25 protein-coding genes are annotated in these 26,043 nt (G+C 72.3%); 17 read left to right on the top strand and 8 right to left on the bottom strand.

The features are described 5' to 3' along the window. The first annotated feature begins 1 nt into the window (after position 1). Together ACFY2A_RS16540 and ACFY2A_RS16535 are read left to right on the top strand one after the other, a co-directional pair. Positions 2-283, top strand: coding sequence for a DUF6510 family protein (locus ACFY2A_RS16540; protein WP_387172420.1), 282 nt, complete (start codon positions 2-4; stop codon positions 281-283). A 126-nt stretch (positions 284-409) separates the two neighbouring features. Then, the gene (locus ACFY2A_RS16535; protein WP_387172418.1) at positions 410-1,711 is read left to right on the top strand and encodes an NAD(P)/FAD-dependent oxidoreductase; all 1,302 of its coding nucleotides are present in this window, start codon (positions 410-412) and stop codon (positions 1,709-1,711) included. A gap of 73 nt (positions 1,712-1,784) precedes the next feature. On the opposite strand, the gene ACFY2A_RS16530 is transcribed toward ACFY2A_RS16535, so the two are convergent. Beyond that, on the bottom strand, positions 1,785-2,765 hold the full coding sequence (locus ACFY2A_RS16530) for a DUF2267 domain-containing protein (protein ID WP_387172416.1): 981 nt from the start codon (positions 2,763-2,765) through the stop codon (positions 1,785-1,787). Positions 2,766-2,977: 212 nt separating this feature from the next. Between ACFY2A_RS16530 and ACFY2A_RS16525 the strand changes: the two genes are divergently transcribed. Beyond that, entirely contained in the window at positions 2,978-3,280 is a 303-nt protein-coding gene (locus ACFY2A_RS16525) for a hypothetical protein (RefSeq protein ID WP_363919631.1), read from the top strand. Positions 3,281-3,347: 67 nt separating this feature from the next. Here ACFY2A_RS16525 and ACFY2A_RS16520 read toward each other — a convergent pair whose 3' ends face one another. Both ACFY2A_RS16520 and ACFY2A_RS16515 read right to left on the bottom strand, forming a co-directional pair. After that, on the bottom strand, positions 3,348-3,695 hold the full coding sequence (locus ACFY2A_RS16520; RefSeq protein WP_363919629.1) for an STAS domain-containing protein: 348 nt from the start codon (positions 3,693-3,695) through the stop codon (positions 3,348-3,350). Positions 3,696-3,759: 64 nt separating this feature from the next. Next, on the bottom strand, positions 3,760-4,086 hold the full coding sequence (locus ACFY2A_RS16515; RefSeq protein WP_387172769.1) for an STAS domain-containing protein: 327 nt from the start codon (positions 4,084-4,086) through the stop codon (positions 3,760-3,762). 251 nt (positions 4,087-4,337) lie between these two features. Between ACFY2A_RS16515 and ACFY2A_RS16510 the strand changes: the two genes are divergently transcribed. The 3 genes from ACFY2A_RS16510 to ACFY2A_RS16500 all read left to right on the top strand — a co-directional run bounded on the left by ACFY2A_RS16510 (position 4,338) and on the right by ACFY2A_RS16500 (position 7,802). Continuing rightward, positions 4,338-6,092 (top strand): PP2C family protein-serine/threonine phosphatase, encoded by a 1,755-nt coding sequence (locus ACFY2A_RS16510; protein WP_387172413.1) that lies wholly within the window; start codon positions 4,338-4,340, stop codon positions 6,090-6,092. Further along, complete coding sequence (locus ACFY2A_RS16505) at positions 6,089-7,135, top strand: B12-binding domain-containing protein (protein ID WP_387172411.1); 1,047 nt, start codon at positions 6,089-6,091, stop codon at positions 7,133-7,135. The genes ACFY2A_RS16510 and ACFY2A_RS16505 overlap by 4 nt, the downstream gene beginning before the upstream one ends. A 220-nt stretch (positions 7,136-7,355) precedes the next feature. Next, on the top strand, positions 7,356-7,802 hold the full coding sequence (locus ACFY2A_RS16500) for a response regulator (protein WP_387172408.1): 447 nt from the start codon (positions 7,356-7,358) through the stop codon (positions 7,800-7,802). Positions 7,803-7,845: 43 nt separating this feature from the next. Here the strand turns inward: ACFY2A_RS16500 and ACFY2A_RS16495 are convergent, their stop codons facing one another. From ACFY2A_RS16495 to ACFY2A_RS16485, 3 genes are all read right to left on the bottom strand, one after another. Beyond that, positions 7,846-8,700, bottom strand: a complete 855-nt coding sequence (locus ACFY2A_RS16495; protein ID WP_387172406.1) for a hypothetical protein — start codon at positions 8,698-8,700, stop codon at positions 7,846-7,848. Positions 8,701-9,035: 335 nt separating this feature from the next. Next, positions 9,036-9,458, bottom strand: coding sequence for an OsmC family protein (locus tag ACFY2A_RS16490; protein WP_387172404.1), 423 nt, complete (start codon positions 9,456-9,458; stop codon positions 9,036-9,038). Positions 9,459-9,518: 60 nt separating this feature from the next. Then, positions 9,519-10,469 (bottom strand): serine/threonine-protein kinase, encoded by a 951-nt coding sequence (locus tag ACFY2A_RS16485; protein WP_387172402.1) that lies wholly within the window; start codon positions 10,467-10,469, stop codon positions 9,519-9,521. Positions 10,470-10,633: 164 nt separating this feature from the next. On the opposite strand from ACFY2A_RS16485, the gene ACFY2A_RS16480 reads away from it, so the two are divergent. The 9 genes from ACFY2A_RS16480 (at position 10,634) to ACFY2A_RS16440 (ending at position 22,311) form a co-directional block, all read left to right on the top strand. Next, entirely contained in the window at positions 10,634-10,858 is a 225-nt protein-coding gene (locus tag ACFY2A_RS16480) for a hypothetical protein (protein ID WP_099846198.1), read from the top strand. A 91-nt stretch (positions 10,859-10,949) separates the two neighbouring features. Beyond that, a complete protein-coding gene (locus ACFY2A_RS16475; protein WP_363919617.1) occupies positions 10,950-11,696 on the top strand; it encodes a response regulator transcription factor in 747 nt (248 codons plus the stop codon). After that, a complete protein-coding gene (locus ACFY2A_RS16470; protein WP_387172400.1) occupies positions 11,693-13,150 on the top strand; it encodes an ATP-binding protein in 1,458 nt (485 codons plus the stop codon). The genes ACFY2A_RS16475 and ACFY2A_RS16470 overlap by 4 nt, the downstream gene beginning before the upstream one ends. Before the next feature lie 180 nt (positions 13,151-13,330). Next, positions 13,331-15,514 carry an ArnT family glycosyltransferase gene (locus ACFY2A_RS16465; protein WP_387172767.1) on the top strand — a complete coding sequence of 728 codons (2,184 nt, stop codon included), beginning with the start codon at positions 13,331-13,333 and terminating at the stop codon, positions 15,512-15,514. Positions 15,515-15,519: 5 nt separating this feature from the next. Next, positions 15,520-16,743: a glycosyltransferase gene (locus tag ACFY2A_RS16460; RefSeq protein WP_387172397.1), complete on the top strand. Its 1,224-nt coding sequence runs from the start codon at positions 15,520-15,522 to the stop codon at positions 16,741-16,743. Positions 16,744-17,018: 275 nt separating this feature from the next. Continuing rightward, the gene (locus ACFY2A_RS16455) at positions 17,019-17,168 is read left to right on the top strand and encodes a hypothetical protein (RefSeq protein WP_363919615.1); all 150 of its coding nucleotides are present in this window, start codon (positions 17,019-17,021) and stop codon (positions 17,166-17,168) included. 9 nt (positions 17,169-17,177) lie between these two features. Further along, positions 17,178-18,653, top strand: a complete 1,476-nt coding sequence (locus tag ACFY2A_RS16450) for a class I SAM-dependent methyltransferase (protein WP_387172395.1) — start codon at positions 17,178-17,180, stop codon at positions 18,651-18,653. 119 nt (positions 18,654-18,772) lie between these two features. Then, the gene (locus tag ACFY2A_RS16445; protein WP_387172764.1) at positions 18,773-20,776 is read left to right on the top strand and encodes a sulfatase-like hydrolase/transferase; all 2,004 of its coding nucleotides are present in this window, start codon (positions 18,773-18,775) and stop codon (positions 20,774-20,776) included. Positions 20,777-21,027: 251 nt separating this feature from the next. After that, complete coding sequence (locus tag ACFY2A_RS16440; protein ID WP_363919609.1) at positions 21,028-22,311, top strand: citrate synthase; 1,284 nt, start codon at positions 21,028-21,030, stop codon at positions 22,309-22,311. A 154-nt stretch (positions 22,312-22,465) separates the two neighbouring features. On the opposite strand, the gene ACFY2A_RS16435 is transcribed toward ACFY2A_RS16440, so the two are convergent. Next, complete coding sequence (locus tag ACFY2A_RS16435) at positions 22,466-23,035, bottom strand: hypothetical protein (RefSeq protein ID WP_387172762.1); 570 nt, start codon at positions 23,033-23,035, stop codon at positions 22,466-22,468. A gap of 99 nt (positions 23,036-23,134) precedes the next feature. Between ACFY2A_RS16435 and ACFY2A_RS16430 the strand changes: the two genes are divergently transcribed. Together ACFY2A_RS16430 and ACFY2A_RS16425 are read left to right on the top strand one after the other, a co-directional pair. Next, complete coding sequence (locus ACFY2A_RS16430) at positions 23,135-23,581, top strand: hypothetical protein (protein WP_363919607.1); 447 nt, start codon at positions 23,135-23,137, stop codon at positions 23,579-23,581. 128 nt (positions 23,582-23,709) lie between these two features. Beyond that, entirely contained in the window at positions 23,710-24,195 is a 486-nt protein-coding gene (locus tag ACFY2A_RS16425; protein ID WP_363919605.1) for a DinB family protein, read from the top strand. Between the two features lie 114 nt (positions 24,196-24,309). Here ACFY2A_RS16425 and ACFY2A_RS16420 read toward each other — a convergent pair whose 3' ends face one another. Further along, positions 24,310-25,713 (bottom strand): glycosyltransferase family 4 protein, encoded by a 1,404-nt coding sequence (locus ACFY2A_RS16420; protein ID WP_387172760.1) that lies wholly within the window; start codon positions 25,711-25,713, stop codon positions 24,310-24,312. Positions 25,714-26,043: the final 330 nt, after the last annotated feature.

The raw sequence follows: 26,043 nt of genomic DNA, 5'->3' as shown, positions 1-26,043 counted from the left end.
GATGACCGCGCTGCCCTACGTGGACGGCAACATGCTCGACGGTCCGATGGGGGAGGTGTTCGCGGTCGACCTGAGCAGCGCCACCGCCCGGTGCGCCCACTGCGGCACCACCGGTCCGATGGCCGGGCTGCGGGTCTACTCGCACGCTCCCGGCCTGGTGGGCCGCTGCCCCACCTGCGTCGAGGTGATGGTGCGGCTGGTCCGCGCCCCCGACCGCGCCTGGCTCGACCTGCGCGGCACCACCTTCCTCCAGTTCCCGATGCCACCCGACCAACCACGCTAGAACCCCCGCGATCGTGCACTTTCGGTCGCCAATATCTCCCCTTGGTGCCGGTCTGTCCCGACGAGAAGTGCTCGATCGGCGGGGTGGGTGAAGTTTGCCGGCGCTCATGACGGGAACCGGGCCGAAATGACGAAGCCTCGTGTGGTGATCGTGGGGGCCGGGTTCGCCGGGTACCACGCGGCGAAGACGTTGAGCCGGTTGGCCCGCGGCCGAGCCGAGATCGTCGTGCTGAACTCGACGGATTACTTCCTGTATCTCCCGCTGCTGCCGGAGGTGGCGGCGGGGGTGGTGGAGCCGGGCCGGATCGCGGTGCCGCTGTCCGGCACCCTGGACGGCGTACGGGTGGTGATCGGCGAGGCCGACAGCGTCGACCTGCAGAACCGGTGGGTCGGCTTCACCCAGCCGGAGGGCGACCGCAACCGGCTGGCGTACGACCGGTTGGTCCTGGCCGTCGGCAGCGTGAACAAGCTGCTGCCCATTCCCGGCGTGACCGAGTACGCCCACGGCTTCCGCGGCCTGCCCGAGGCGCTCTACCTGCACGATCACGTGGTCCGGCAGATCGAACTGGCCGAGCAGGCAGAGGACCCGGCGGAGCAGCAGGCACGCGCCACGTTCGTGGTGGTGGGTGCCGGATACACCGGTACCGAGGTGGCCGCGCACGGCATCTTGTTCACCGACGAACTGGCCGCCCAGCACCCCCGGCTCAAGATCCGACCGCGGTGGATGCTGCTGGACGTCGCCCCCCGCGTGCTGCCGGAGCTGGACCGACGGATGTCGGTCACCGCCGACAAGGTCCTGCGACGACGCGGGGTCGACGTTCGGATGGGTACCTCGGTGGCGGTCGCCACCTCCGACGGGGTCAAGCTGACCGACGGCGAGTACGTGCCCACCTGTTCGCTGGTCTGGTGCGTCGGCGTACGCCCCGACCCGTTCGTGGCGGAACTGGGCCTGCGGACCGAGAAGGGGCGGTTGGTCGTCGACGAGTACCTCAACGTCCCCGGGTTCCCCGAGGTCTACGCCTGCGGCGACGCCGCCGCGGTGCCCGATCTGACTCGGCCCGGTGAGATCTGCACGATGACCGCCCAGCACGCGCAGCGGCAGGGCAAACTGGCCGCGCACAACATCGCCGCCTCGTACGGACAGGGACGCCGTCGGCCGTACAAGCACCACGATCTCGGTTGGGTGGTCGACCTGGGCGGCAAGCAGGCCGCGGCGAATCCGTTGAAGGTGCCACTGTCGGGCCTGCCCGCCAAGGCGGTCACCCGTGGCTACCACCTGCTCGCGATGCCCGGCAACCGGGCCAGGGTGAGCGCGGACTGGTTCCTCGACGCCGCGCTGCCCCGGTCGGCGGCACAGCTCGGACTGATCTCCGCCACCGCCGTACCGCTGGAGAGTTCGTCGCCCGAGATGCCGGTGCGGGTCCGCTGACCTCAGACCCACCGGCTGGTACGGCCGTGCGGTCGTGGGTGCACCCACGACCGCACAGCTGATCTCCGACGGCTCAGCCGGCGGCCATTCCGGCCCCCGCCTCGTCGATGGCGTCATCGACCGTGTGTGCCAGGTCGATGTCCATCGCGGTCACCGCCCCGGCGTTGCCGGAGGTCACGGTCAGCACGGCGGTCGCCGGGTCGGCGCGGCCGATCCGTGGTCCGCGGCCGGTCTGCTGGCGAAGGAGATCGAGCCGGTCCAACACCCGGTCCAGGTTGCCCGGCGGCAACTCCAGGGTCCGGGACAGCGCGGTGCGGTCACCGGACCAGTAGGGCAGGTCGGCCAGGGCCGTACGTAGCTCGGCCGCCGACAACGGCGGCAGCGCGCTGACCGGGCCGACCACGCCGCCGCCGGCCGGCGGCCGGTCGAGCAGCTGTCGCAGCTCATCCGGTACGTGCAGCGACTCGATCAGGTCACCGTCGTGCTCGGCGAGCGCGGCGAGGGTCGCCTCGGCCTGATAGCGCGCCTGTTCCGGGCTTCGACCGCTGATCCGACCCACCTCGGACAGGAAGCCGCTCAGGTCCTGGTGCCGTTCGATGCCGTCCACCGGGACCACATCGTGCAGGGAGGCGGGCACTGCCTCCAGCAGACGGCGGCGTTCGCCGGCCTCCAGGGCCCAGGCCAGCACGAGCACCGTCGACTCGACCCCGACCTTGGCGGTGCGAAAATCGACCCCGGCGCGGCGAACGACGTCCTCGACCAGGTCGCGGTAGCCCATCGTGATGACCCCCGGTGCCTGCGCACCCGGCTCCGGGCGGGGCCGGGGGGCCTGCGGGGAACCGGCCGCCGGGGGAGCGGGACCGCCGCGCGTGGTGTCCGGTTTGTGGCGGCCACCGGCCGGCGCGGGGCCGGCCCGCTTGTTCTGGTCGAGGTGGGTGAGTTGCTTGGACGCGCTCAGGCTGGCGCCGGTGTCGGCGGCCCGCATGCCGCGTTCCCGGGCCTGGCGGGCCAGCGCCCGGCGGCGCTGGTTGTCGCCCTCCATCTGCTTACGCATGGTGCGCACCTCGCTTCCGCTGGTGTTTCCTGACTTCGTCGATGGCCTTCCCGGCCGCCGCGGGGCGAAACGATCGGGTCGGCGCGGGCAGTGTGCCGTCGCCGACGTCGACGAGGCTTCATTCGGCCGGGGTGAGGTCCCGTCACCCGGGCGGGGCCGACGATCGCGGTGGACCGGAGATCTTCCGAGGCACGGCGGAAGGGAAGGTCGTGATGAAGCGGATAGTCGAGATCGTCCCCGCCCGACCCGGTTGGTACGCCCGGTGGCGGCTGGAGCCTGAACAGACCCGCTGTTACCCGGTGAGCCTGTGGGCGTTGTTGGAGGAGGCCGACGGCGGCGGTCGCGAGGTGATCGGCGTCGACTGCGCCGGCCAGTGGCCCGGAGAGCAGGACGACGGGACAGGTGCGGAGTTCGTCCGCTATCTGTTCAAGACTCCGGATTCGGGGCCGCCGGAGGACGCGGAGCCGACCACGCAGTCCCAGCGCACGGGCCGGTATCCGGTTCCGGCCCCCTGAGCCATCCTCCGGCCCCCGACCCCTGGTCCCAGGGTCGGGGGCCACCCCTTCGGGTGGCCCGGGCAGGTCAGCCGGCGGCCTGCACGTCATCGCTCCCGGCGGCCAGGGACAGCTCCAGCAACTCGGCGAGGCCCGTGCGGTCCAACAGTTGGCGCAGCGTGGGGTTGACACCGGTCAGCCGCAGGGGCACGGAACCACCCCGGTAGGCCACCACGAACGCGCTCAACCCGGAGGAGTCGCACATCCCCACACCGCTGAGGTCGATGACGAACTGCTGGTAGCCGTCGCGCCGCAGGGTGGCCACGACGTCGATGAGCTCCGGCGCACTGTCGAAGTCGAGGTCGCCGGTCAGCCGCAACTCGGCCTTTCCCGCGTCGTGCCGGTCGACCTCGATGACCAACAGCTGTGCCGACATGGGTACATGCTCCCAGTACGCCGGCCAGGCGCAAGTCGCGGGGTGGAAGGTTTCCGGACAGCCGCTACGCGGTGACCGGAGCCTGATCGTCCGGCTCGCGGGCCAGCAGGCCGGTAACCCCCGTCATGTCGAGGATGGTCTCGAGGAACCGGGGGACCGTCCGCAGCCGCAGTCGGATGCCCCGCTGCTGCCCCTCGCGCCAGGAGTGCACGATGACGCTGAGCCCGGTGCTGTCGATGAACTGCAGGCCACCGAAGTCGAGCACCAGAGTGGTGGGGTCGGTGCTCATCAACCGGTCGATCTCGGCTCGTAGCGGCGCGGCGGTGGTGTAGGCGAGATCACCGACGACCTTGATCACGGGTGCGTCAGGATTGGACCGGTCGACGGACATGCTCAGCGGCGGCGTCTCGGGTCTGCGACCGTGGGACAGCAACGATCACGCCTTCCGCGGTGGCGGGCGGGTAGGGGCGCTCGGATCGTAACAACCACTGAGCTGGCCCGCCTGTCGGGCGGCCGTGGGTGTCCGGCGGACTGTCGCTCGGGTGGCGGCACCGGCAGACCCGCGTAGGCTGGGTGTCAGGACGTGACCATGCATGCCGCTCGAAGTGGCTGCGGACCCGACAAGGAGCGAGGCTCAAGCTGGTGACAGGTGCCGACGTCAGGGACCTCGACCCCGGCGACGGACGGGCTTCTACGCCGAGTGTCGCCCGGGTCCCCGCCTGGCGTCCGACCAACTCCCGGCCGGTCGCCGGGCTATCCGCCCTGGAGCCGCCGCAGAACCAGCTCGCCCTCGACTGGCCCGAGGTCGCCGAACATCTCCGCGAAGGCGTGGTGGTGTGCGGCCCGGACGGGACCGTACGGCACGTCAGCCCGATCGCGCAGCGCCTGCTGCCCGAGGTGGTCGTCGGCGGGACGCTCGCGGCGGTCGAGCCGTTGGCCTCGCTCGATCCATACCTGCGTCATCACGGCCGACGGCTGCGGGTGCGTCGAGTCCCCCTGTCCGGCGGGCGTAGCTCCTGGTACGTCGAGGATGTCAGCGACAGCGACAAGCGGTTCGAGGAACTGGCCGCCGAGCGGTCCAGATCGGCCTTCCTCACCATGGTCGGCGACAAGCTGGGAAACCCGCTGCACCCGGATCGGGCCGCCGCGGCAGTGGTCCGCCTCGCCGTGCCCACTCTCGCCGAGGCGGCGGTGCTGGTGCTGGCGCCCCGCTCCGGACGCGCCCGCTGGTGGCGGGCTCGCCAGGCCGGAGACGACACGCCCACCGTCGACCGCGGCGTCATCGGCGCGACGGAGCTGCCCCCGGCGATCATCGAGAGCCTGCGCGGCAACCAGCCGCATTCCGTGGACTGGCTGGTCGAGCAGGTCGTCGACGCCGGCTGGCTGCCCGGTGTCTCCGCCGCCGAGGTGGCTGCCCGTCTGGTGTCGTTGCCGGGCCGGGACACGCCCGCGGGGGTGCTGCTCGTTGCGCGGGGGACCGGCGGCTGGTATGGGGAGGACGACCTCGACCTGGTTCGGGCCTTCGCCGCCCGGGCCGGTGCGGCGTTGACCACCGCGCTGCTCTATCGCGAACAGGCGGAGGTGGCCGACATGTTGCAGGCCAGCCTGCTGCCTGTCGAGCCGACGCCGGCACCGGGTGTGCAGTGGGGGACGGCGTACCGTCCAGCCCAGGCCGGCCTGCGCATCGGCGGCGATTTCTACGGTTCGCATCGGCTGCCCGACGGTGGCTCGGTGTTCTTCCTCGGCGACGTCTCCGGTAAGGGGGTCGAGGCGGCGGTCTTCACCGGGCAGCTGCGTCAGTGCCTGCACGCGCTGCACCGGGTCGAGCAGCAACCGGCCAGGCTGCTGCGGCTGCTCAACGACGCGCTGCTGGAGACGACCCTGGCGCACGGCCAGGGCCGGTTCGCCACCATGGTGCTGGGCGTGGTCCGTCCGCACCGCGACGGTGGCCTGCATCTGACGCTGGCCGGCGGCGGGCACCTGCCGCCGTTGGTGCTGCGTTCCTCCGGCGAGGTGGAGCAGTTGCCGCTGAACGGCATGCTCATCGGCGTGGTGCCGGATCCGCGGATCGGTCAGGTCTCCACGCGGCTTGCCCCCGGTGAAACCTGCCTGCTCTACAGCGACGGTGTCACTGAGGCTCGGGGCGGTCGGCGGGGCGAGGAACTGCTCGGCACCGATCGTCTGGTGCAGGCGCTCAGCGGGTGCCACCGAATGCCGGCACCCGCGCTGGCCGAGCGGATCGAGCAGGTGACCTGCGACTGGTTGGCTCAGCGCGACCACGACGACATCGCGGTGCTCGCGCTGCGTGCCGCCGGTGTCGGCGGCCGGCCGCAACGGCATCTGCACGCGGTGCCGACCGTGACCGGGCCGGACCCGGAGGGGGCCACCGTCCGGTGACCGCCGCGACCCGGGATACCTCGCTCGAGGCCGTCTACCCGGACTATCTGCACTGTCTCGCCGAGGCCGACGAGCACGCCGCCGTCGAGGTGGCGCGCGAGCTGCTCGACGCCGGCGTGGCGGCGGATCGCGTTCTGCTCGACCTGGTCGCTCCGGCGCAGGCCGAGGTGGGGGAGCGGTGGGCGCGCAACGAGTGGAGCGTGGCCCAGGAGCACGCGGCGACCCACATCAGCGAGCGCGTGGTGGCGGCGGTCGCCGCGTACGCCGACGTGCGCCCGACCCGCGCCCGGATCGTGGTGGCCTGCATGGACGGTGAGTGGCACGCGCTGCCGGCGCGACTGGTCGCCGAGGTGCTGCGGCTGCGCGGCTGGCAGGTCACCTTCCTGGGGGCCAGCGTCCCGGCCGCACACCTGGTGTCGTACCTGCACCGGTACGACGCGTACGCGGTGGCGCTGGCCTCCGCGTTGTCGATGCGGCTACCGCACGCGCACCGGATGATCGAGGCGTGCCGGCGCTCGGACGTGCCGGTGCTGGTCGGCGGTCGCGGCTTCGGCATGGACGGTCGGTGGGCGCGGCGGCTCGGCGTGCCCTGGGCAGCCAACGCGCCCGCCGCCGCTGACCTGCTCGGCGACGAACGGGCCCTGCGCGCGGCGGTGCCGGTCGACCTGGCACACCTGGCCGACGACGAGTACGCCAGCCTGGTCAACCGACGCGGCGAGCTAGTGGACAGCGCCCTGGCCGAGCTGGCGCAGCGGTTCCCGGCCACCCGCGACCACACTCCGGCCCAGCTGGATTCGACGGTCAGCGACCTCGGATACATCCTGGACTTCCTGGCCGCCGCCCTCTACGTCGACGACGCCTCGCTGTTCACCGAGTTCATCGAGTGGCTGGTGACAATCCTGGACAGTCGTGGGGTGCCGGCCGCGACGGTGGACGCGTCGCTTGCCCACTACGGTCGGTTGCTGCACGACTTTCCCCGGGCGGCGGACCATCTCCAGCGGGGACGCGCGGTACTGCCGACTGCTGACCGGCGAGCCGCCTGACCGCGGCGTGACACGCCGCCCGCCAGGCACCCCTATACTTGCCGCGCAGCAAACGTCTGTCCCGGAACCGGTGCTGATCGTGACCGGCCAGGCCGCAGGGTGTTGGAGGCACGGCCGCGACTTCGCGGACCCGGTGGTCGTCGACCGTCCGGCGATGGGCTAGATTTCCGCCAGCGCGGGGCCGGCAGGTCCCGTCCTGGCCGACCTGAGGCAGGTAGAGATGGGCGCACGCACCCTCGCTCCGGTTCGCATCCTCGTGGTGGACGACGACCCGGGCGACGTGCTCATGATCGAGGAGGCCCTGGCCACCTCGGACGTCGAGAAGGTGATCGACGTGGTCGGTGACGGTCAGGAAGCGATGGAGTTTCTCCGCCGCGAGGGCCGGCACGGCGACGCCCAACGTCCGGACGTGATCCTGCTCGACCTCAACATGCCCAGGATGGACGGGCGTCAGGTGCTGGGCGAGGTGAAGGGCGACGAGGACCTGCGGACGATCCCGATCGTCGTGCTGACCACCTCGAACGCGGACACCGACATCATCAGCAGCTACACGCTTCAAGCCAACGCCTACGTCACCAAGCCGATCGACCTGGACGACTTCAACGACGTGGTGCACCGGATCGACGAGTTCTTCGGTCGAGTGGTCGTGCTGCCCAAGCGGGCCTGACCCGCCGTTTCCGGCGGGCCCGACCCGACCACCCGCGTCCGGCTCAGGTCAGGGCCGCCACCACGGTGCCGGCCCGGTCCTCGTGCTGGGCGTAGGCGTAGGGGAAGGCGGAGATCTGCACGGCCTGGGCGGCCAGGGTCAGGCTCATCTGCTGCCATCCGGGTACCTGAAGCAGCGCCTCGTAGAACGCACGGGCCGCGTACGCCGGCCGCATCAGGTCCCGGACGCTGCCCCAACCGCTGCTGGGGCGTTGCTGGAACAGCCCGACGGAGTCGTGGTCCCAGCCGATGGCCTGGTGCGGGTAGTTCTGCGACTCGGGCAGCACGCCGCTGGCGTAGTTGAGCAGGGTGCTCTCCTGCATCGCGGTGGCAACCGCGATCACCAGCCCCTGGCGGGGGATCTTCATGTCGACGCCGACGTCCACGATCGCCTTGGCGTTGTCCATCTGTGCCTGGGTGAGCCCGGCGACGGGCCGGGGGCGTGGTGGCTTGGTGGGGGCCTTCTTCTTCGGCTTCGGCTTGGGGGTGGGCGACGGCTTGGCGCTGGGCGAGGCGGTGGGGCTGGCCGGGGTGGGCGTGGGGCTGCGGTCGAGGGATCGGGAGGCCGCTTTCTCCTGGGCGGCGAGCGCGCGGTCGGTGAGTGCCTCGGTCACCGGGGGTGGGGGTACCTCGTCGTCGTGCCTGGCGGCCACGACGGCGGTGGCGCCGAGGCAGCAGGTCACGCCGGTGGCCAGGGCCACCCGGACCGGGGTGGAGGCGAGCACGGCGCGAATGCCGCGGCGCGGTGTCGGCACGGCGCGATGTCGCCCCATCACCCCTTCGGATGATGTGTCGTCGGCCGAAAGGCTCGCCGGTTGCCCGGGGGTCAGCTTCTGGTCGATGTCGTCGTCGGGATGCACCCGCCGAGGCTAGAAAGCCAATCGCCGCCTGCCATCGGCCCGGTTGGTGGCATGCGTCACAATTCGCGGCTATCCGCCAGGTCATTCTCCGCTTACGCCTACATAGCGGTCGAGCCGGGCCTATCCGTCGTGGAGTAAATGTCAGAAATGAGCATATAAAACCGGGCGGAAACGGGATCTTATAGAAGTCTATCGGCCCTGTTGGCTGCCTCCCCCGAATGGGTGAGGCTGGGCTCGACCCAATCGAGCCGTCGCGTGGGGCGGTCGGACCATGCGGTGCCCTCCGGCGTCGGTACGCGCAGGCAGGAACCCGGCCGGCTCATCTCACCAGCGGGTCAGTGTCGGCCGTTCTCCGCCGGACTGACCGTGAGCCGGTGCCGGCCGCCGTCGTCGCTGGAGAACGGCCACAGTCGGTCGGCGTGCTCGACCAGTTCGGCGAGCTGCTGGCGACTGAGCCCGACCGACGAGATGGACGCGTGCACGTCGGCCCGGTAACGGCCGTCGTCGTCCCGCCCCAGCTTCGCCTCCGCGCGTACCTGCACGGTGTGCGCCTCGTCGGTGATACCGCCGGCCGCCTCCACCGCCGCATGGTGCAGGCAGGACGCGAACGCGGCGGCCAGCAGCTGCGACGGGGTCAGCCCGGTGCAGTGCGGCGCCAGCGGCGAGGCGAGGGCGGTCGACAGCGCCTCGTCGTCGGTGTGGATGTGACCGCCCTCGGCGGTCGCGGCGGCAACCTCGTTCAGCCAGGAACTCGGCATCGCGTTCCTCCCGTCACTCCTCGCCCGGCTACCCGGGGCCGGACGCGTGAAACCGGGGAATCAACTGCCATGCCGACTCCACCGGGCGACGGCGGCGGCCTCGGTTACCTCCGCCGCTGCCCGCTCCGTCCACGGGCTCACCGCCGGTCGCCGCTGCCGTCGTGGCATCAGCGGCTCGTGCATCGGCACGTACACCCGGGCGTCGACCGCCTCGGCCAGCAGCAGCGCGGCCACCAGGCTGCTCGGCCGCCGGGTCGGGTCGTCGGCGAGGCAGCGCCGGCCCAGGTCGGCCACCTCGGTGGGCAGTCCGGGCAGCTCGGGCAGCGGTCGAGGTGCTCGGCGTGGCTCCTGCCCGAGCAACTGGCTCACGCTGTCCGCCGGGTACGGCAGGCGCCCCGCGAGGCAGTAGTGGAGAAGGACCCCGAGGGCGTAGATGTCGGCCGCCGGGGTCGCCGGGGCCCGGCGCAGCTGCTCCGGCGCCAGGTACGCGGGCGTACCGACCACGACGCCGTCGGGCGCGGTGTCGGCTGCGCCGGCCGGAGTGGCGATGCCGAAGTCCAGCACCTTCACCCCGGACGGGGTGAGCATCACGTTGGCCGGCTTGATGTCGCGGTGCACGATGCCGTGGGCGTGTGCGGCGGCCAGCGCGGCGCTGACCTCCGCGCAGACCCGCACCGCGATCCGCCAGTCCAGCGGGCCGGTGCGCAGGTGCGCAGCCAGGGTCTGCCCCTCGGCCAGCTCCATCACGATGTACGGCAGCTCGTGCCCCACCCCGGTGTCGCAGGTGCCGAAGTCGTGCACGCTTGCCACGTTGGGGTGGACCAGGCGGGCCGCGGAGCGGGCCTCGGCGCGGATCCGCTCCACCGACGCCGTCCCGTCCGGCTGACCGGGCGAGACCAGTTTCACCGCGACCGACCGGTCCAGCACGGTGTCGTACGCCCGCCACACCTCCGACATCCCGCCGATGCCGATGCGCTGTTCGAGCCGGTAGCGCCCGTCCAGCGTACGCATCGACCGCCTCCTGCCCTCATGCTGCTCCGCCGCGGCGCGTGCGGCCGTGGCCTCGGCACGGTACCCCGGCTCCGATCAGGGCAAACCCGCCTCAGACGGCGGCTGGTGCGTTAGCGTGCGAGCCGGGACGCCCGACGCGCCGGGCGGGCTGGAGGCGGAACGTGATGAGTGAGGTGACCGTACGTTTCGTCGGCGGTCCGGCCCACGACCTGGTCCGGTCGTTGCCGGCAGGGCCGGACGGCACCCCGCCGCGGCTGTGGGTACTGCGCCGGCCACAGGAGGCGCCCACGCCGGCAGCGGACCATCTCTACGTGCGGCAGCGACCCGACGGGTCGGGAACCTGGTCCATGCGCTTCGTCCGGACCGACCCGGTCGGTGTGACCGAGTGACACCAGGCCGACCCCGCCCGGTGGTGACCGCACAGCTGGCACACAGCAGCCGCACAAGCGGACCCAAGTGCGCGGCACCACCATGGCAACCATGAGGATCGAGGGCGAGGCCGCGCCGGGCCGGGTGGAACTGCGTCGACCGGACGGTGAGCCGGTCCGGGTGCTGGTCGTCGACGACGAGCCGACCCTGACCGACCTGCTGTCGATGGCGCTGCGCTACGAGGGCTGGCAGGTGCGCACGGCAGCCGACGGCATGGCGGCGGTACGGGCCGCCCGCCAGTTCCAACCCGACGCGGTGGTGCTCGACGTGATGCTGCCCGACCTGGACGGGTTCCAGGTGCTGCGCAAGTTGCGGGCGGACAACGACAACGTGCCGGTGCTGTTCCTGACCGCCCGGGACGCGGTCGAGGAGCGCGTCGCCGGGCTGACCGTCGGCGGCGACGACTACGTGACCAAGCCGTTCAGCCTGGAGGAGGTCATCGCCCGGCTGCGCGCGCTGCTGCGCCGCTCCGGCTTCGCGGTGGCCACCCGCCCCGACGCGGTGCTCACCGTGGGTGACCTCACCCTCGACGAGGACAGCCACGAGGTACGCCGGGACGGCCGGCTGATCACCCTCACCGCCACCGAGTTCGAGCTGCTGCGATACCTGATGCGCAACCCCCGCCGGGTGCTGAGCAAGGCGCAGATCCTCGACCGGGTGTGGAACTACGACTTCGGCGGCCAGGCCAACGTCGTCGAGCTGTACATCTCGTACCTGCGGAAGAAGATCGACGCCGGCCGCCAGCCGATGATCCATACGCTGCGCGGGGCCGGGTACCTGCTCAAGCCGGCGGAGTGAGCGGGGTGCGCCGGTGGCTGGCGGGCTGGTCGCTGCGGACCCGACTGGTGATCACCCTGGTGGCACTGCTCGCCGTGGTCAGCCTGGCCATCGGCGGCCTCACCACCCTGGCGCTACGACAGTTCCTGATCTCCCGGGTGGACGAGCAGTTGCGCTTCGTGCCCGGAGGGCGACCCAGCGCCCCCTGGGAACCCGGCCCAGGCACGGGCCCGTGGGGCGACGTGCGGGTGCCACGCGGCTTTCCGCCCGGCACCATCAGCGCGCAGGTGGTCGACGGCCGGGTCACCGAGGCGTGGACGCTTGTCGGCCGGCAGGAACAGTCGGTACCGGTCGACGAGGTGGGCGAGCTGGCCGACGTGCCCACCGACGGTCGAGCGCACAGCCTGAGCCTGGGGGAGCGGGGCGGCTACCGGGTGGTGGCCCGGCAGTCGGCCACCGGGACCGTGCGGGTGCTGGGCGTGCCGCTGGCCGGCGTGCAGGAGACCGTGTGGGCGATGGTGGCCGCGCAGGCCGGGGTCACCGTCGTCGGCCTGCTCGTCGCCGGCACCGCCGGGGCGCTGATCGTACGGGTCACGCTGCGTCCGCTGCGCCGGGTCGCCGCCACCGCCGCCCGGGTCAGCGAACTACCGCTCGACCGGGGCGAGGTGGCGCTCTCCGAACGGGTCCCGGCCGCCGACACCGACCCGCGTACCGAGGTCGGGCAGGTCGGCTCCGCGCTCAACCGGATGCTCGGCCACGTCGCCGCCGCACTCGCCGCCCGGCAGGCCAGCGAGACCCGGGTACGCCAGTTCGTCGCCGACGCCAGTCACGAACTGCGTACGCCCCTCGCGGCGATCCGGGGCTACGCCGAGGTGGCCCGCCGGGGTCGCGACGAGGTGCCGCCCGACGTGGCCCACGCGCTGCGCCGGGTCGAATCGGTGAGCACCCGGATGACCAGCCTCGTCGACGACCTGCTGCTGCTGGCCCGGCTGGACTCCGGTCGACCCCTGGCGGTCGAGCCGGTCGACCTCACCGCACTTGTGGTGGACGCGGTCAGCGACGCGCACGTGGCCGGCCCCGAGCACCGCTGGCAGCTCGACCTGCCCGAGACGGTCATCCGGGTGCCCGGCGACCCCGCGCGGCTGCACCAGGTGCTGGCGAACCTGCTGGCCAACGCCCGGGTGCACACCCCACCCGGCAGCACCGTCACCACCAGCCTGCGCCGGGCCGGCGACGCCGCCGAACTCAGCGTCACCGACGACGGTCCTGGCGTACCCCCCGAGCTGCGGCCCGAGGTGTTCGAACGCTTCGCCCGCGGCGACAGCTCCCGGTCCCGTGCCCACGGCAGCACGGGCCTCGGCCTGGCCATCGTCGCCGCCGTGGTGGAGGCCCACCACGGCACCGTCGCCCTGGACTCCCGGCCGGGCCGCACCGTGTTCACCGTCCGGCTGCCGAACTCCACAGCCGACGCATAGGCGACGCACGGCGACAAAACAGCTCACCGGCCGAGGCTGGCCGGCATGGACAGCACAGGCAACCCGTCGCGCCCGCCCGGGGCACCCACCGCTTCGCCCGGCCCTTCGGGGCCCTCGACCGCCAGGCCCGCCGACCGCCACGGCCCGCCCCCGCCGGCCGCGTCGGGTCCGGCCGCGCCAATCGCGTCGGGTCCGCCCGCATCGGCCGGTGACGGAACGTCCGGACACGTCGACGTGCCTGCGCCGGCCGGTGCGGCGGGGCCGGATCCCGCCTGGGTGCGGCCGGCCCTGGTCGCGCTGCTGCTGGCCACCGGGCTGCTCTACCTGTGGGGTCTGGGCGCTTCCGGCTGGGCCAACTCCTACTACGCCGCCGCCGCGCAGGCCGGCTCGCAGGACTGGACGGCCTTCTTCTACGGTTCGTCGGACGCGGCCAACTCGATCACCCTTGACAAGACACCCGCCTCGCTGTGGCTGATGGCGCTCTCCGTACGCCTGTTCGGTCTCAACAGCTGGGCGCTGCTGGCACCGCAGGCTCTCTGCGGGGTGGCCACGGTCGGCCTGCTGTACGCCGCGGTGCGCCGTTGGTACGGGCCGGTCGCGGGCCTGATCGCCGGCCTGGTGCTCGCTTTCACACCGGTGGCCACCCTGATGTTCCGGTTCAACAACCCGGACGCGTTGCTGGTGTTGCTGCTGGTTGCCGCCGCGTACGCCACGGTTCGTGCCCTGGAGACGGCGAGCAGCCGGTGGTTGGTGCTGGCCGGCGCCCTGGTCGGTTTCGGCTTCCTGACCAAGATGCTTCAGGCGTTCCTGGTGCTGCCGGTCTTCGCGGTGGTGTATCTGGTCGCCGCGCCGACCACGCCGGGCCGACGGCTCCGGCAGGTGCTGATCGCCGGGCTGGGCGTGGTGGTGGCCGCCGGCTGGTGGGTGGCGGTGGTCGAACTGGTGCCCGCCGAGCACCGCCCTTACATCGGCGGATCGCAGTCCAACAGCGTGCTGGAGCTGACGCTCGGCTACAACGGCCTCGGCCGGATCACCGGCAACGAGGTGGGCAGCGTCGGCGGTGGCGGCGGGCCGGGCGGTGGCGGCCCGTTCTCCGGGCAGGCCGGCTCGCTGCGCATGTTCGGCGCGCAGGTCGGTGGGCAGATCTCCTGGCTGCTGCCGGCCGCACTGATCCTGCTGGTGGCCGGGCTGGTGCTGGCGGGCCGGGTGGCACGTACCGATCGGGCGCGGGCCGGGCTGCTGCTCTGGGGCGGCTGGCTGCTCGTCACGGGCGGGATCTTCAGCTACATGTCCGGCATCTTCCACGAGTACTACACGGTGGCGCTGGCACCGGCGGTCGGTGCGCTGGTCGGCATCGGCACGACCCTGCTCTGGCAGGCCCGCACCGTCGCGTCGAGGGCACGCCGGATCGCGTCCACCCTGGTCCTTGCCGGCACCGTCGCCGTCACCGCGACGTGGTCGGCGACGCTGCTGGGCCGTACCGTCGACTGGTATCCCTGGCTCCGTACCGCCGTACTGGTCGGCGGGCTGGTCGCGGTGTCGGCGCTGCTGCTGGCCCACCGGCTGGTCCGTCGCGCGGTCGTCCCGGCGTTGCTGGTCAGCGCGGCGGTGGCGCTGGCCGGGCCGGCCGCGTACGCCCTGCAGACCGCAGCCACCCCGCACACCGGTGCCATTCCGACCGCCGGTCCGCAGGCGCGCGGCGGTTTCGGGCCGGGCGGGGGCGGACGTTTCGCCGATGGTCCCGATGCCGGCCGAGCGGCCGGCCGCTTTGACGGCACCGGCCGGCCCGGTGGCGACGGGTCCGACTTTCGCCCGCCCGGTGCCGGCGACCGCACCGACCGCACCGACGGGCGACCGGCCACCGGCCCGGCCGCCGGCGGCCAGGTCCCTGGCCCGGCCGACGGCGGTCAGATCCGCGGCTCGGCCGACGTCGGCCAGGTCCCGGGTGGACCGGCGGCGGCCGGGTGGACCGGAGCGAACCGTGGTGGCCCAGGCGGCCTGCTCGACTCCCGGGAGCCGAGCGCTCAACTGCGCGAGCTGCTGGAACGCGACGGCGACGACTACACCTGGATCGCGGCCACCGTCGGCTCCAACAACGCCTCCGGCTACCAGTTGGCCACCGGCCGGCCGGTGATGGCGGTGGGTGGCTTCAACGGCAGCGACCCGTCGCCCACCCTGGCACAGTTCCAGCGGTACGTGGCCGGCGGCCGGATCCACTGGTTCCTCGGCGGGGGCGGCTTCCGGGGCACCAACGCCGGCAGTTCCGCCTCCTCGGAGATCGCCGCCTGGGTCGCCGAGAACTTCCCGGCGCAGACCGTCGACGGGGTCACCCTCTACGACCTGAGCAGCGGAAGGCAGGGGTGACCGCGATGATCACCTCGATCGAGTCCCGGGCCGCCGTGCCTGCCCGGCCGAGTGCGTCAGGCCCGGTGCTGGACGTGGTCGTCCCGGTCCACAACGAGGAGGCCGACCTCGGGCCCTGTGTCCGACGGCTGCACGCGCACCTCGGTGCCCACTTTCCGTACCCGTTCCGGATCACCATCGCCGACAACGCCAGCGTCGACGGCACCCTGGCCGTCGCCGAGGCCCTCACCGTCGAGCTGCCCGAAGTTCGGGTACGGCACCTGGCCGCCAAGGGCCGTGGTCGGGCCCTGCGGGCGGCCTGGTCGGCGTCGGACGCGCCGGTGCTGGCGTACCTGGATGTCGATCTCTCCACCGATCTCGCGGCGCTGCTGCCGCTGGTCGCGCCACTGATCTCGGGTCACTCCGACGTGGCCATCGGTACCCGGCTGGCGCGTACCGCCCGGGTGGTGCGCGGCGCCCGACGGGAGATCATCTCCCGGATGTACAACCTGCTGCTGCGCGGCACCCTGGCGGTCCGGTTCTCCGACGCGCAGTGCGGGTTCAAGGCCATCCGGTCGGACGTGGCCCGTGAGCTGCTGCCACTGGTGCAGGACACCGGTTGGTTCTTCGACACCGAGCTGCTGGTGCTGGCGCAGCGGGCCGGGCTGCGCATCCACGAGGTGCCGGTCGACTGGATCGACGATCCGGACAGTCGGGTGGACGTGGTGGCCACCGCCGTGGCCGATCTCCGCGGCATCGGTCGCCTCGGCCGGGCGCTGCTGACCGGTGCGCTGCCCCTGGCCGAGCTGAGAGCGCAGCTCGGTCGGGCTCCGCTGCCGGCCCCGCCGGAGCCGGCACCCACCGGGCTGCCCCGGCAACTGGTCCGGTTCGCCGCCGTGGGGGTGGTCAGCACCTGCGCGTACCTGCTGCTGTTCACGCTGACCCGGGGTGCGCTCGGCGCCCAGCCGGCCAACCTGCTGGCGCTGCTGCTCACCGCGGTGGCCAACACCGCCGCCAACCGGCGGCTCACCTTCGGCATCGCGGGTCGCCGGCACGTCACCCGGCACCACCTTCAGGGCCTGCTGGCGTTCGCCCTCGGTCTCGCGCTCACCAGTGGCTCGCTGGCCACGCTGCACGCGGCCGCCACCCCGGACCGGGCGGTGGAACTGGCCGTACTGGTGGCGGCCAACCTCGCCGCCACCGTCCTGCGCTTCACCCTCCTCCGCCTAGCCATGCACCACCGCCGCTGACCGCACCCCGACACTCCGTGTTGATCAAGAAGTTCTGGTCGCCGATAGAGATCGAACTAGACGGAAACTTCTTGATCAACCGGAGCGTCGGGGTGGAGCGGGGGTGCGGAGGGCACGGGGGTTTGGGGAAATGGGGGTGGGAAGTGTGTTGTTGTGCCCGACAGGTGGCAATTGGCAGCGTACGGTGGCATGGTCCGGCCAGGCCGTCTGAATCCGTAATGTGAGCTTATGGCGGTTGGTGTCGGTGTCGTGACGGCAGAGGGAAGGAGCGGTCGGTGAACCACCTGGCCTACCTGGACGCGGGATCCGGCAGCCTGATCGTGCAGGCGGTGGTCGGCGGGATCGCCGGGGTCGCGGTGGCGGCCAAGCTCTACTGGCGCAGGCTCGTCAACCGGTTCCGCCGTCAGCCCACCGACCAGAGCTGACCCGAGCCGATGGTGATCCCAGACGTGGGCCGGTCGCCGCGACCGGCCCCGCTCGACGTCGACCCTCGACCAGAGCCCGGTTCCTTTCGCGACCCGGCCAACCGGGTGTTCCACGCCGGCGACGACGTGCTGCGCGCGCTCGACCGGACCGCCGCCGCCGACTGGCGCGCCCTCGTCGCCAGCAGTTTCTTCCCACCACTGCTCGCCGCCGGCAAGGTCTGCGGCACCGAGGAACTGCCGGCGGAGTCGCCGTTGCGGAAACTGCCGAAAGGTTCGGCGTCGTCGGGCTGGGCGACGGTGCTGCGGCACGAGCGCGTCCCGTTCGTCTCACACCCGTACGAATGGTCCTTCGCCATGCTGCGCGACGCCGCGCTGCTGCACCTGGAGATCCTCCGAGCCGCCCTGCCGGCAGGCTTCACCACGAAGGACGGCTCGGCGTACAACCTTCAGTGGCGGGGCACCGAGCCGGTCTTCATCGACGTCGGCTCCTTCACTCCGCTGCGCGACGGGGAACCCTGGGCCGGCTACCGGCAGTTCTGCCAGACGCTGCTCTACCCGCTGATGCTCAACGCCCACCTGGGGCTGGCCTTCCAGCCCTGGCTGCGGGCCCAGGTCGACGGCATCGAGCCGGAACAGATGGGCCCACTGTTCCGGGGCACCCGCCGGCTGCTGCCCGGGGTGCTCACCCACGTCCACCTGCACGGCTCAGTGCAACGCCGCAGCGCCGCCACCAGCACCGCCGACGTACGCGCCCAGTTGCGTGACGCCGGGTACACCCGTGAGCTGGCCGTGGCCACCGCGCGGGGGCTGGAGAAGCTCGTCCGCCGCCTGGACCATCAGCCGCCGGCCACCCACTGGGTCGACTATCAACACACCTGCGGCTACTCCCGCGACGACCGGGCGGGCAAGGAGCGCTTCGTGGTCGCCGCGCTGAGCGCCACCGGTCGGCGCCGGCTCGTGCTCGACCTGGGCGCCAACGACGGACGGTACGCCCGTCTCGCCGCCCGGCACGCCGACTACGTGGTCGCCGTCGAGCAGGACCCGGCGGTGGTCGACCGGCTGTACCGCACCCTGCGGGGCGAAGGTGAACGGCACGTGCTGCCGCTGGTGATGGATCTGGCCGACCCGTCCCCCGGCGGTGGCTGGCGCGGCATCGAGCGGGCCTCGTTCGCCGCCCGGGCCAACGCGGACACCGTGCTCGCGCTGGCCCTGGTGCACCACCTGGCGATCGGACGCAACGTGCCGCTGCCGGAGGTGGTGGCCTGCCTCGCCGGGGTCGTCGCACCCGGCGGCCGGCTCGTGGTCGAGTTCGTCCACCCGGACGACCCGATGGCCGCCCGGCTGCTGGCCAACAAGCCCGACGGCATCTTCCCCGACTACCGGCGGGACGCCTTCGAGGCCCTGCTCGCCGGTCACGGCACCGTCGAGGACCGGCTGGAGTTGCCCTCGGGTACCCGAACCCTGTACCGACTGGCGCTTCCGTGACCGACCGCTCCACCACCGAGGCCGGCGCGCGCGGACCCGGTGCCGCACGCTCGGGTGCCGCGACCGGCGACGATCCGGTGCCGGAGGGATCCACCACCACCGGTACGACCGGGGAGACGATACGTCGCCGGTGGTGGGGTTGGGGCGGTTGGCGGGCCGAGGGCCGGCGGCTGCTGGAGGTCACCGCGCTGGTCGGGCTGGTGATCACCCAGCCGCTGCTGGACATCCTGGGCCGCAGCCCGGACTTCTTCCTGTTCCACCGGGCCGACCGGGGCGAGATCCTGCTGCTGGTGGCCCTGGTCGCGGTGCTGCCGACGGTGGCGCTCGGGCTGCTGGGCCTGCTCGCCGGCCTGGCCGGAGCCGCGGCGCGGACGGTGACCCACAGCCTGCTGCTCGGGCTGCTGGTCGCCGCGCTGGCGGTGCAGGTGGGCCGGCACACCACACCGCTGCGGGGCGTACCGCTGCTACTTGTGGCTCTGGCCGTCGGTGCCGCCGCAGCCGTCGTCCACCGGCGTTGGACGGCCCTCGGCCGGGTGCTGCGTCTGGCAGCCGTCGGCCCGCTGGTCTTCGTCGGGCTGTTCGTGTTCGCCTCGCCGACCGGGCCGGTGGTGCTGCCGCTCGGCGACGGCGGGTTGGCGGGCACGGCGACCGGCAACCGGCACCCGCCGGTGGTCATGCTGATCCTCGATGAGCTTCCGCTGGTCTCCCTGCTCGACGCCGCCGGTGGCGTCGACGCGACCCGGTTCCCGCATTTCGCCGAGCTGGCCGCCGCCTCGACCTGGTACCGCAACGCGACCGGGGTCAGCGGATGGACCCCGTACGCGCTGCCGGCGATGCTGACTGGCCGCTACCCGGCGGAGTCGTTCGCCCCGCACTACTCGCACTACCCGGACAACCTCTTCACCGCCTTCGGTGGGCTGTACGACATCCGCGCCGAGGAGAGCATCACCCGGCTCTGCCCACCGAGCCGCTGCGAGCGGCCGGTCACCCCGGAACAGGGGATCGGCGTGCTGGTCCGCGAGACGGGAGAGCTGCTGCGCCAGGTGACCGCGCCGCACGACAGTCGGATCGACCCGGAGGACTCCTACCGCGAGCGCACCGCCGAGGAGGCCGGTATCGACGCCGCCGAGCCGGTGCCGACCGACCCGAAGTTCCGCTGGGACAGCCTCAACGTCAACCAGCCGGCCCGGTTCACCAGCTTCCTCAACGGCCTGACCCCGTCGGCCCGACCGACACTGCACTTCCTGCACCTGCTGATGCCGCACTCGCCCTGGGCGTTCCTGCCGTCCGGGGCGCGGTACGAGGCCCCGGAGGACTTTCCCAACGAGGGCGACGGCTGGGTGGACCTGGCCCGTGCCCGGCACCTCGCCCAGCTCGGCTACACCGACCGGCTGATCGGCGAGACGATGCGTACGCTGCGCGCCGGCGGACTGTGGGACGAGGCGCTCGTGGTGGTCACCGCCGACCACGGGGTCAGTTTCACCAAGGGTGTGCAGGGACGCGGCGAGGACGCGATCCGGGCCGCCGCCGACGAGGTGGCCTGGGTGCCGCTCTTCGTCAAGACACCCGGCCAGCGCAGCGGGCGGGTCGACGACCGCAACTGGCAACACGTCGACCTGCTGCCGACGATCGCCGACGAGGCCGCCATCCGGTTGCCCTGGCGGGTCGACGGCCGTTCCGCCCGGCAGGCACCCCGCACCAACGCGGGCAAGGTCTTCTACGACCGGCCGTCCCAACCGATGCCGATCAGCGGCGGAGTGCCGGCCGCGCCGCCACCGGCAGCACCGCATCGGCTGGTCGGTACCGCCGTGGGCGCGGTACCGGCCGCCGGCAGCGCCCGGGTCGGTGGACTGGGTGCCTTCCGCGCCGTCGATCCCGACGAGGGCGTGCTGCCCGGCATGATCTGGGGCACCGTCGACGACGACGTCCCCGACGGCACCGAAATGGCGGTGGCCGTCAACGGCACCGTCGCGGCGGTGGTCCCGGTGGTCGCCCCGGATCCGGGCGGCCGGCGCTTCGCGGCGTTGCTCGCCGACGATCGGCTCTTCCGGGCCGGCGCCAACCGCCTCGACCTCTACCTGGTCGGACACGACGGCCGCCTGCGTCAGCTGTCGGTCTCCTGACCGGTCGGGCCGGCCGACGGTTCAGCGGCTACCGGTCCTCGCTCGCGCTCTCACTCGCGTCGCCTGGTTGCACGCTACGTATGACTTTCGTACCTGTCCATCCCGGTCGTCGGGGTTTCCCGGCCCTTCGGTCGGGAATCGGGTGACGCATGCCTCACCGCCGAACCACGAGCGGCGGTGTTGCCGCAACCGCAATTACGGTAGAAGCGAAGGCAATTCAACGTAGATCTGCCGGCGAAGCGAGGAACCACATGACGGAAGTCAAGCTCGATCACCCCGGCGGGCAGCTGTCGATGCCGGTACATTCCGCGGTCGAGGGCCCCGCCGGGATCGGTGTGGGCAAGCTGCTGAAGGAAACCGGGCTGACGACGTACGACCCGGGGTTCGTCAACACCGCCGCCTGTTCGTCCGCGATCACCTACATCGACGGTGATGCGGGCATCCTGCGTTACCGTGGCTACCCCATTGAACAGCTGGCCGGGAAGAGCTCCTTCCTGGAGGTCTCCTACCTGCTGATCTACGGTGAGCTGCCGACCACCCAGGAGCTGACCGAGTTCACCGAGCGGATCCGCCGGCACTCGTTGCTGCACGAGGAGATGCGGCGCTTCTTCGACGGCTTCCCCCGGGAGGCCCACCCGATGGCGGTGCTCTCCTCGGCCGTCAGCGCCATCTCCACCTTCTACCAGGACAGCCTCGACCCGTTCGACGCCGAGCACGTGGAGATGTCCACGGTCCGGCTGATGGCGAAGGTGCCCACCATCGCCTCGTACGCGTACAAGAAGGCGATCGGGCAGCCGCTGCTGTACCCGGAGAACTCCCTGGGTTACGTGGAGAACTTCCTGCGGATGACGTTCGGTGTGCCGGCGGAACCGTACGAGGTCGACCCGGTGATCGCCCGGGTGCTGGACATGCTCTTCGTGCTGCACGCCGACCACGAGCAGAACTGCTCCACCTCGACGGTGCGGCTGGTGGGCTCCAGCAACGCCAACCTGTTCGCCTCGGTCTCGGCCGGCGTCAACGCCCTGTTCGGCCCGCTGCACGGCGGCGCCAACCAGGCGGTGCTGGAGATGCTGGAGCGGATCCAGGCCGACGGCGGCGACGTGCAGTCGTTCGTCCGCAAGGTGAAGGACCGCCAGGACGGCGTCAAGCTGATGGGCTTCGGGCACCGGGTCTACAAGAACTACGACCCGCGGGCCGCGATCGTGAAGAAGGCGGCGCAGGACGTGCTCGGCCGGATGGCCAAGCCGGATCCGCTGCTTGACATCGCGATGCAGCTGGAGGAGATCGCCCTCGCCGACGACTTCTTCGTCTCGCGCAAGCTCTACCCGAACGTCGACTTCTACACCGGCCTGATCTACAAGGCCATGGGTTTCCCGACGAAGATGTTCACCGTGCTGTTCGCCCTGGGCCGGCTGCCGGGCTGGATCGCCCAGTGGCGCGAGATGATCAACGACCCGGAGACCAAGATCGGCCGCCCGCGGCAGGTCTACACCGGTGCCGCCGAGCGGAACTACCTCCCCGTCGAGCAGCGCTGACCGCGAGCAACCCGACGCAGCCCTCACGACGACGGCCGCCGCACCCGGATCACGGGTACGGCGGCCGTCGTCGTGCCGGGCGCGGTTCTGCGGGGCAGGGTCGTGTCGAGCAGCACCAGGTCGACCGGACCGCGGGCCACGTCGGTGTCCCGGGTCAGTCGACGGCGGCCTTCAGCACCCAGGACGTCACCCGGGGATGGCCGGCCAGCTCGGCCCGGCCGGTGCACCAGAGCAGCACATCGACCGGATCCCCGGCTGGGGCCTGTGGAAAGAGCCGGGCGAGCACCGCCGCGCACAGCTCCGCCGGTGGCCGCCAGTCGATGCCGAGCCCCTGGGCGATGTCCCAGGTGTGCACGAGCGTCTCGTTGACCCCGAGTGCGGCGAAGCCACCCGGGTCGGTCGCCCCCCAGTGCCAGCCACGGGTGGCCGGATCCGCAGCGCCGACCGCGTCGCTCAACAGCCGCCCGCAGGCGGTGACCACGGCGAGGACATCGCGCGGCGCGGCGTCGTCCCGGACGACCAGGTCGAACGGCAGGTACGCGTCGGTCGGGCGGGCTGCGACCTGACCCGCGTACGCCAGCAGGTCGTGGGCGACGTGGACCGCCGTCGTCCAGCAACTCCACTCCAGCGTGCCCGCCCGGTGCTCACGCCAGTCCCGCGACACGTGCGGCGTGAGCGTCCGCACCATCTCGGTCACCGCCTGGTCGACTTCGCCACCGTCCATCCCCGTCATGTCCACCATGGTGCCAGTCGCCCTGCCGGCCGGCGGCCCCGTCAGGTGCGGGGCAGCCGTACCCACCGGGTGAGCGGTACGGTGCCGCCCATGAGTCAGCAGGTGCGGGTCCGACCGATCTCGCTCGGTGGGCGCGTGGTGCTGACGGCCCAACTGCTGATGCTGGCCGCCGCGCTGATCGGCAGTCTCGGTGTGCTGCTCGCGGCCGCGCTGCGCGTCGACGACCTGCCGGCGCTGCTGAGCCCGGGGGTGGAGCGGTTGGGCGATCCGAAGGACTCCCTTCCGCCGGTCGGCCCCGACTCGGCGTGGAATCCACTGCTCTGGGTCTTCGAACTCAGCCGCGTGGTGGCGATGTTCGTCCATCCGCTCGCCGCGGTGGCCGTGCTCCTCGGGCTGGTGTCCCTCGTCCGCACCTGGCGGGTCGGCGATCGGTCGACCTTCCGCTGGCTCGCGGTCAGCACGACCCTGTGGTGCGCGACAGCGGTTCTCGCGCTGACCCCGTACGGCACGCAACTGCACCACTGGCTGCTCGACTAGGGGTTTGCCGACGGCGGTCGTGAGCGAGTGCTGTCGGTCGGGATTGCTACCGTCCGGCATTCGCTGGAGCCGATCTGGGCGACACGTCCCGCAGGGGCCACCGGCTGGCAAGAGAGGAGAGGCACGGCATGGTTGACGAAGAGAAGAGCGCACTGTCGATGTTCCTGAAGGCGCAGCGGGCCAGCGTCCTCGCGATCATCGACGGGCTCGACGTGACGGCCCTGACCACCGCCGTGCTGCCCTCCGGGTGGACGCCGCTGGGCCTGGTGGAGCACCTCGGCTACGCCGAGCGGCACTGGTTCCAGGAGATCATGTTCGGCTCGGCCGTCCCGCTGGTCTGGCCCGACGACGACCACGCGCCGCTGACCACGCCGCGACCGCCGTCGGTGGTGCGGGAGTTCTACCGCGCCCAGTGCGAGCGGTCCGACGCCGTCCTCGCCGCCACGCCGCTGTCCGCCCCGGTACGCGAGCGGCACCCCGGTCCGCTCGCAGACGAGGTCACCGACCTGCGGCGCGTCGTCCTGCACATGATCGAGGAGACCGCACGACACGCGGGTCATCTCGATGCGGCGCGCGAGCTGCTCGACGGCAGGACCGGCCTCGGGCCCCGATAGCCGCCACCCCGGTCAGCGCCGCTCGACCCCCGGTCGGGTCGGCGGCCCGACCCGGCCGAGGACCAGGTCGGGCCGACTGCGAGCGCGATGCAACCGCGTCGACGGACGCAGCGGTCAGCGCAGGCCGGCGGCGGCGAGCAGGTTGCCCTCCGGGATCGCCGGGAGCGCCCGCCCGTGCGCCATCTGCCGCGCCGCGCGTTCGGCGGTGAACGCCGGTGCCTGGGCGATCGCCGAGGCGTACGCCGCGGCGGTGCGGCTGGCGATGGCCGCCCAGCCGTACTGCTCGTGCACCATGACCCGGGCCCGGCGGGCCAGCGTCCGGGCGCGTTCGGCGTCGGCGAGCAGGGTGTGCACCGCGTCGGTCAGCGCGTCCGGATCGTGCGGCCGGAAGGTCACGCCGGTGACGCCCGGCTCGACGATCTCGGCCAGCCCACCGGTCTCGGCGACCGCCAGCGGCGCACCGGCGGCGGCGCCCTCCAGGGCGACCATGCCGAACGGCTCGTAGATGCTGGGCACCGCGAAGCAGTCCGAGGCGGCCATCACCGCGGGCAGGTCGGTGCCGCCGAGGAAACCAGGCAGGCTGACCGTGTCGGCGAGGCCGAGCCGGTGCACGTGGGCCTCCAGTTCACCCCGGTACGGCCCGTCGCCGACGATCACCGCACGCAGCCCCGGGTGCCGCTCCCGCAGCCGGGGCAGCCCGGCGATCAGGTGCTGCACGCCCTTCTCGTACACCAGCCGGCCGGCGAAGGTGACAAGCGGGCCGTCCCCGGCGAACCGGGCACGCGCCTTCGCCACGGCGGCGGCGGAGACCCGCCAGCGGTGCGGCTCGACCCCGTTGGGCACCACGTCCACCCGGCCGGTCGGCACGCCGAACAGGCCGGTCACCTCGTCGCGCATGTAACCGGAGCAGACGATGACCCGGTTCGACTCGCCGCCCAGCCAGTGTTCGACACCGTGGATGGTGCGGTTCATCTCCTCGGGCAGCCAGCCCTGGTGTCGGCCGGCCTCGGTGGCGTGGATGGTGGTGACGAGGGGGAGGTCGAGGTGGTCGCGCAGGGTCATCGCGGTGTGCGCGACGAGCCAGTCGTGGGCGTGGATCACGTCGTAGCCGCCAGTGGCGGCGGCGCGCAGCGCGGCCCGGGTCAGGGTGTGGTTGAACGCCATCGTCCAGGCCAGCAGCGAGCCGGTGGCCAGCGGGAAGGTCACCGGGTCCTCGGCGGCGCGCACGACGCGCACCCCGTCGACGTACTCCTCCAGCGGGGCGCCGTCGGCGTGGCGGGTGACGACCGTGACCTCGTGTCCGGCGGCGGCCAGGGCCACCGACAGCGCGTGCACGTGCCGACCGAGACCGCCGACGAGCACCGGCGGGTACTCCCACGACAGCATCAGGATGCGGCGGGCCTGCGACCCGGCGGTGGGGCCGGACTGCGCCGGGACCTGGGGTCGCGAGGTGAGCGTGGGGCGGTGGACGCGGTCCGGAGCGGTGGCGGTACGTCCGCCGACCCGCAGGGTGGTCACATCAGTCTCCATCCGTGCAGGGAGGAACGCGCCGACGTCGGTGGCGGCGAGCGGGCAGGGTTGGGTTTCGGACACGCGTGAACGCGCCGGCGGTGCGAGGATCTGGTAGGCGCGCGGACAACGCGCCCGCGAACAAGGAAACGTCATGACGGCCGATCCCGCATCTCGAAGAGTGCCTCAGTGACCGACGACACCGCAGGGTTCATCTCGGCTCAGTCGGGCGGATACCGGGCATTCACCCGATCGGATGGATTGGCGGTGGACCGTGCGGGGCATTACCGCCGCGCGCATCACCGGGCGGCCCCGGCGGGTGCGCTCATGGTGCGGGCG

The sequence above is a fragment of the Micromonospora sp. NPDC000442 genome, assembly GCF_042898635.1.
GTDB lineage: Bacteria > Actinomycetota > Actinomycetes > Mycobacteriales > Micromonosporaceae > Micromonospora.
The sequence above is the reverse complement of the archived record's forward strand: the minus strand, read 5'-3'. Positions and strand labels throughout refer to the sequence as shown.

Excerpts from the sequence above, each read along its gene's own strand:
- ACFY2A_RS16540 (WP_387172420.1), top strand. The coding sequence starts at position 2 with ATGACCGCGCTGCCCTACGTGGACGGCAACATGCTCGACGGTCCGATG.
- ACFY2A_RS16535 (WP_387172418.1), top strand. The coding sequence starts at position 410 with ATGACGAAGCCTCGTGTGGTGATCGTGGGGGCCGGGTTCGCCGGGTAC.
- ACFY2A_RS16530 (WP_387172416.1), bottom strand. The coding sequence starts at position 2,765 with ATGCGTAAGCAGATGGAGGGCGACAACCAGCGCCGCCGGGCGCTGGCC.
- ACFY2A_RS16525 (WP_363919631.1), top strand. The coding sequence starts at position 2,978 with ATGAAGCGGATAGTCGAGATCGTCCCCGCCCGACCCGGTTGGTACGCC.
- ACFY2A_RS16520 (WP_363919629.1), bottom strand. The coding sequence starts at position 3,695 with ATGTCGGCACAGCTGTTGGTCATCGAGGTCGACCGGCACGACGCGGGA.
- ACFY2A_RS16515 (WP_387172769.1), bottom strand. The coding sequence starts at position 4,086 with ATGTCCGTCGACCGGTCCAATCCTGACGCACCCGTGATCAAGGTCGTC.
- ACFY2A_RS16500 (WP_387172408.1), top strand. The coding sequence starts at position 7,356 with ATGGGCGCACGCACCCTCGCTCCGGTTCGCATCCTCGTGGTGGACGAC.
- ACFY2A_RS16490 (WP_387172404.1), bottom strand. The coding sequence starts at position 9,458 with ATGCCGAGTTCCTGGCTGAACGAGGTTGCCGCCGCGACCGCCGAGGGC.
- ACFY2A_RS16485 (WP_387172402.1), bottom strand. The coding sequence starts at position 10,469 with ATGCGTACGCTGGACGGGCGCTACCGGCTCGAACAGCGCATCGGCATC.
- ACFY2A_RS16480 (WP_099846198.1), top strand. The coding sequence starts at position 10,634 with ATGAGTGAGGTGACCGTACGTTTCGTCGGCGGTCCGGCCCACGACCTG.
- ACFY2A_RS16475 (WP_363919617.1), top strand. The coding sequence starts at position 10,950 with ATGAGGATCGAGGGCGAGGCCGCGCCGGGCCGGGTGGAACTGCGTCGA.
- ACFY2A_RS16460 (WP_387172397.1), top strand. The coding sequence starts at position 15,520 with ATGATCACCTCGATCGAGTCCCGGGCCGCCGTGCCTGCCCGGCCGAGT.
- ACFY2A_RS16450 (WP_387172395.1), top strand. The coding sequence starts at position 17,178 with ATGGTGATCCCAGACGTGGGCCGGTCGCCGCGACCGGCCCCGCTCGAC.
- ACFY2A_RS16440 (WP_363919609.1), top strand. The coding sequence starts at position 21,028 with ATGACGGAAGTCAAGCTCGATCACCCCGGCGGGCAGCTGTCGATGCCG.
- ACFY2A_RS16435 (WP_387172762.1), bottom strand. The coding sequence starts at position 23,035 with ATGGACGGTGGCGAAGTCGACCAGGCGGTGACCGAGATGGTGCGGACG.
- ACFY2A_RS16430 (WP_363919607.1), top strand. The coding sequence starts at position 23,135 with ATGAGTCAGCAGGTGCGGGTCCGACCGATCTCGCTCGGTGGGCGCGTG.
- ACFY2A_RS16425 (WP_363919605.1), top strand. The coding sequence starts at position 23,710 with ATGGTTGACGAAGAGAAGAGCGCACTGTCGATGTTCCTGAAGGCGCAG.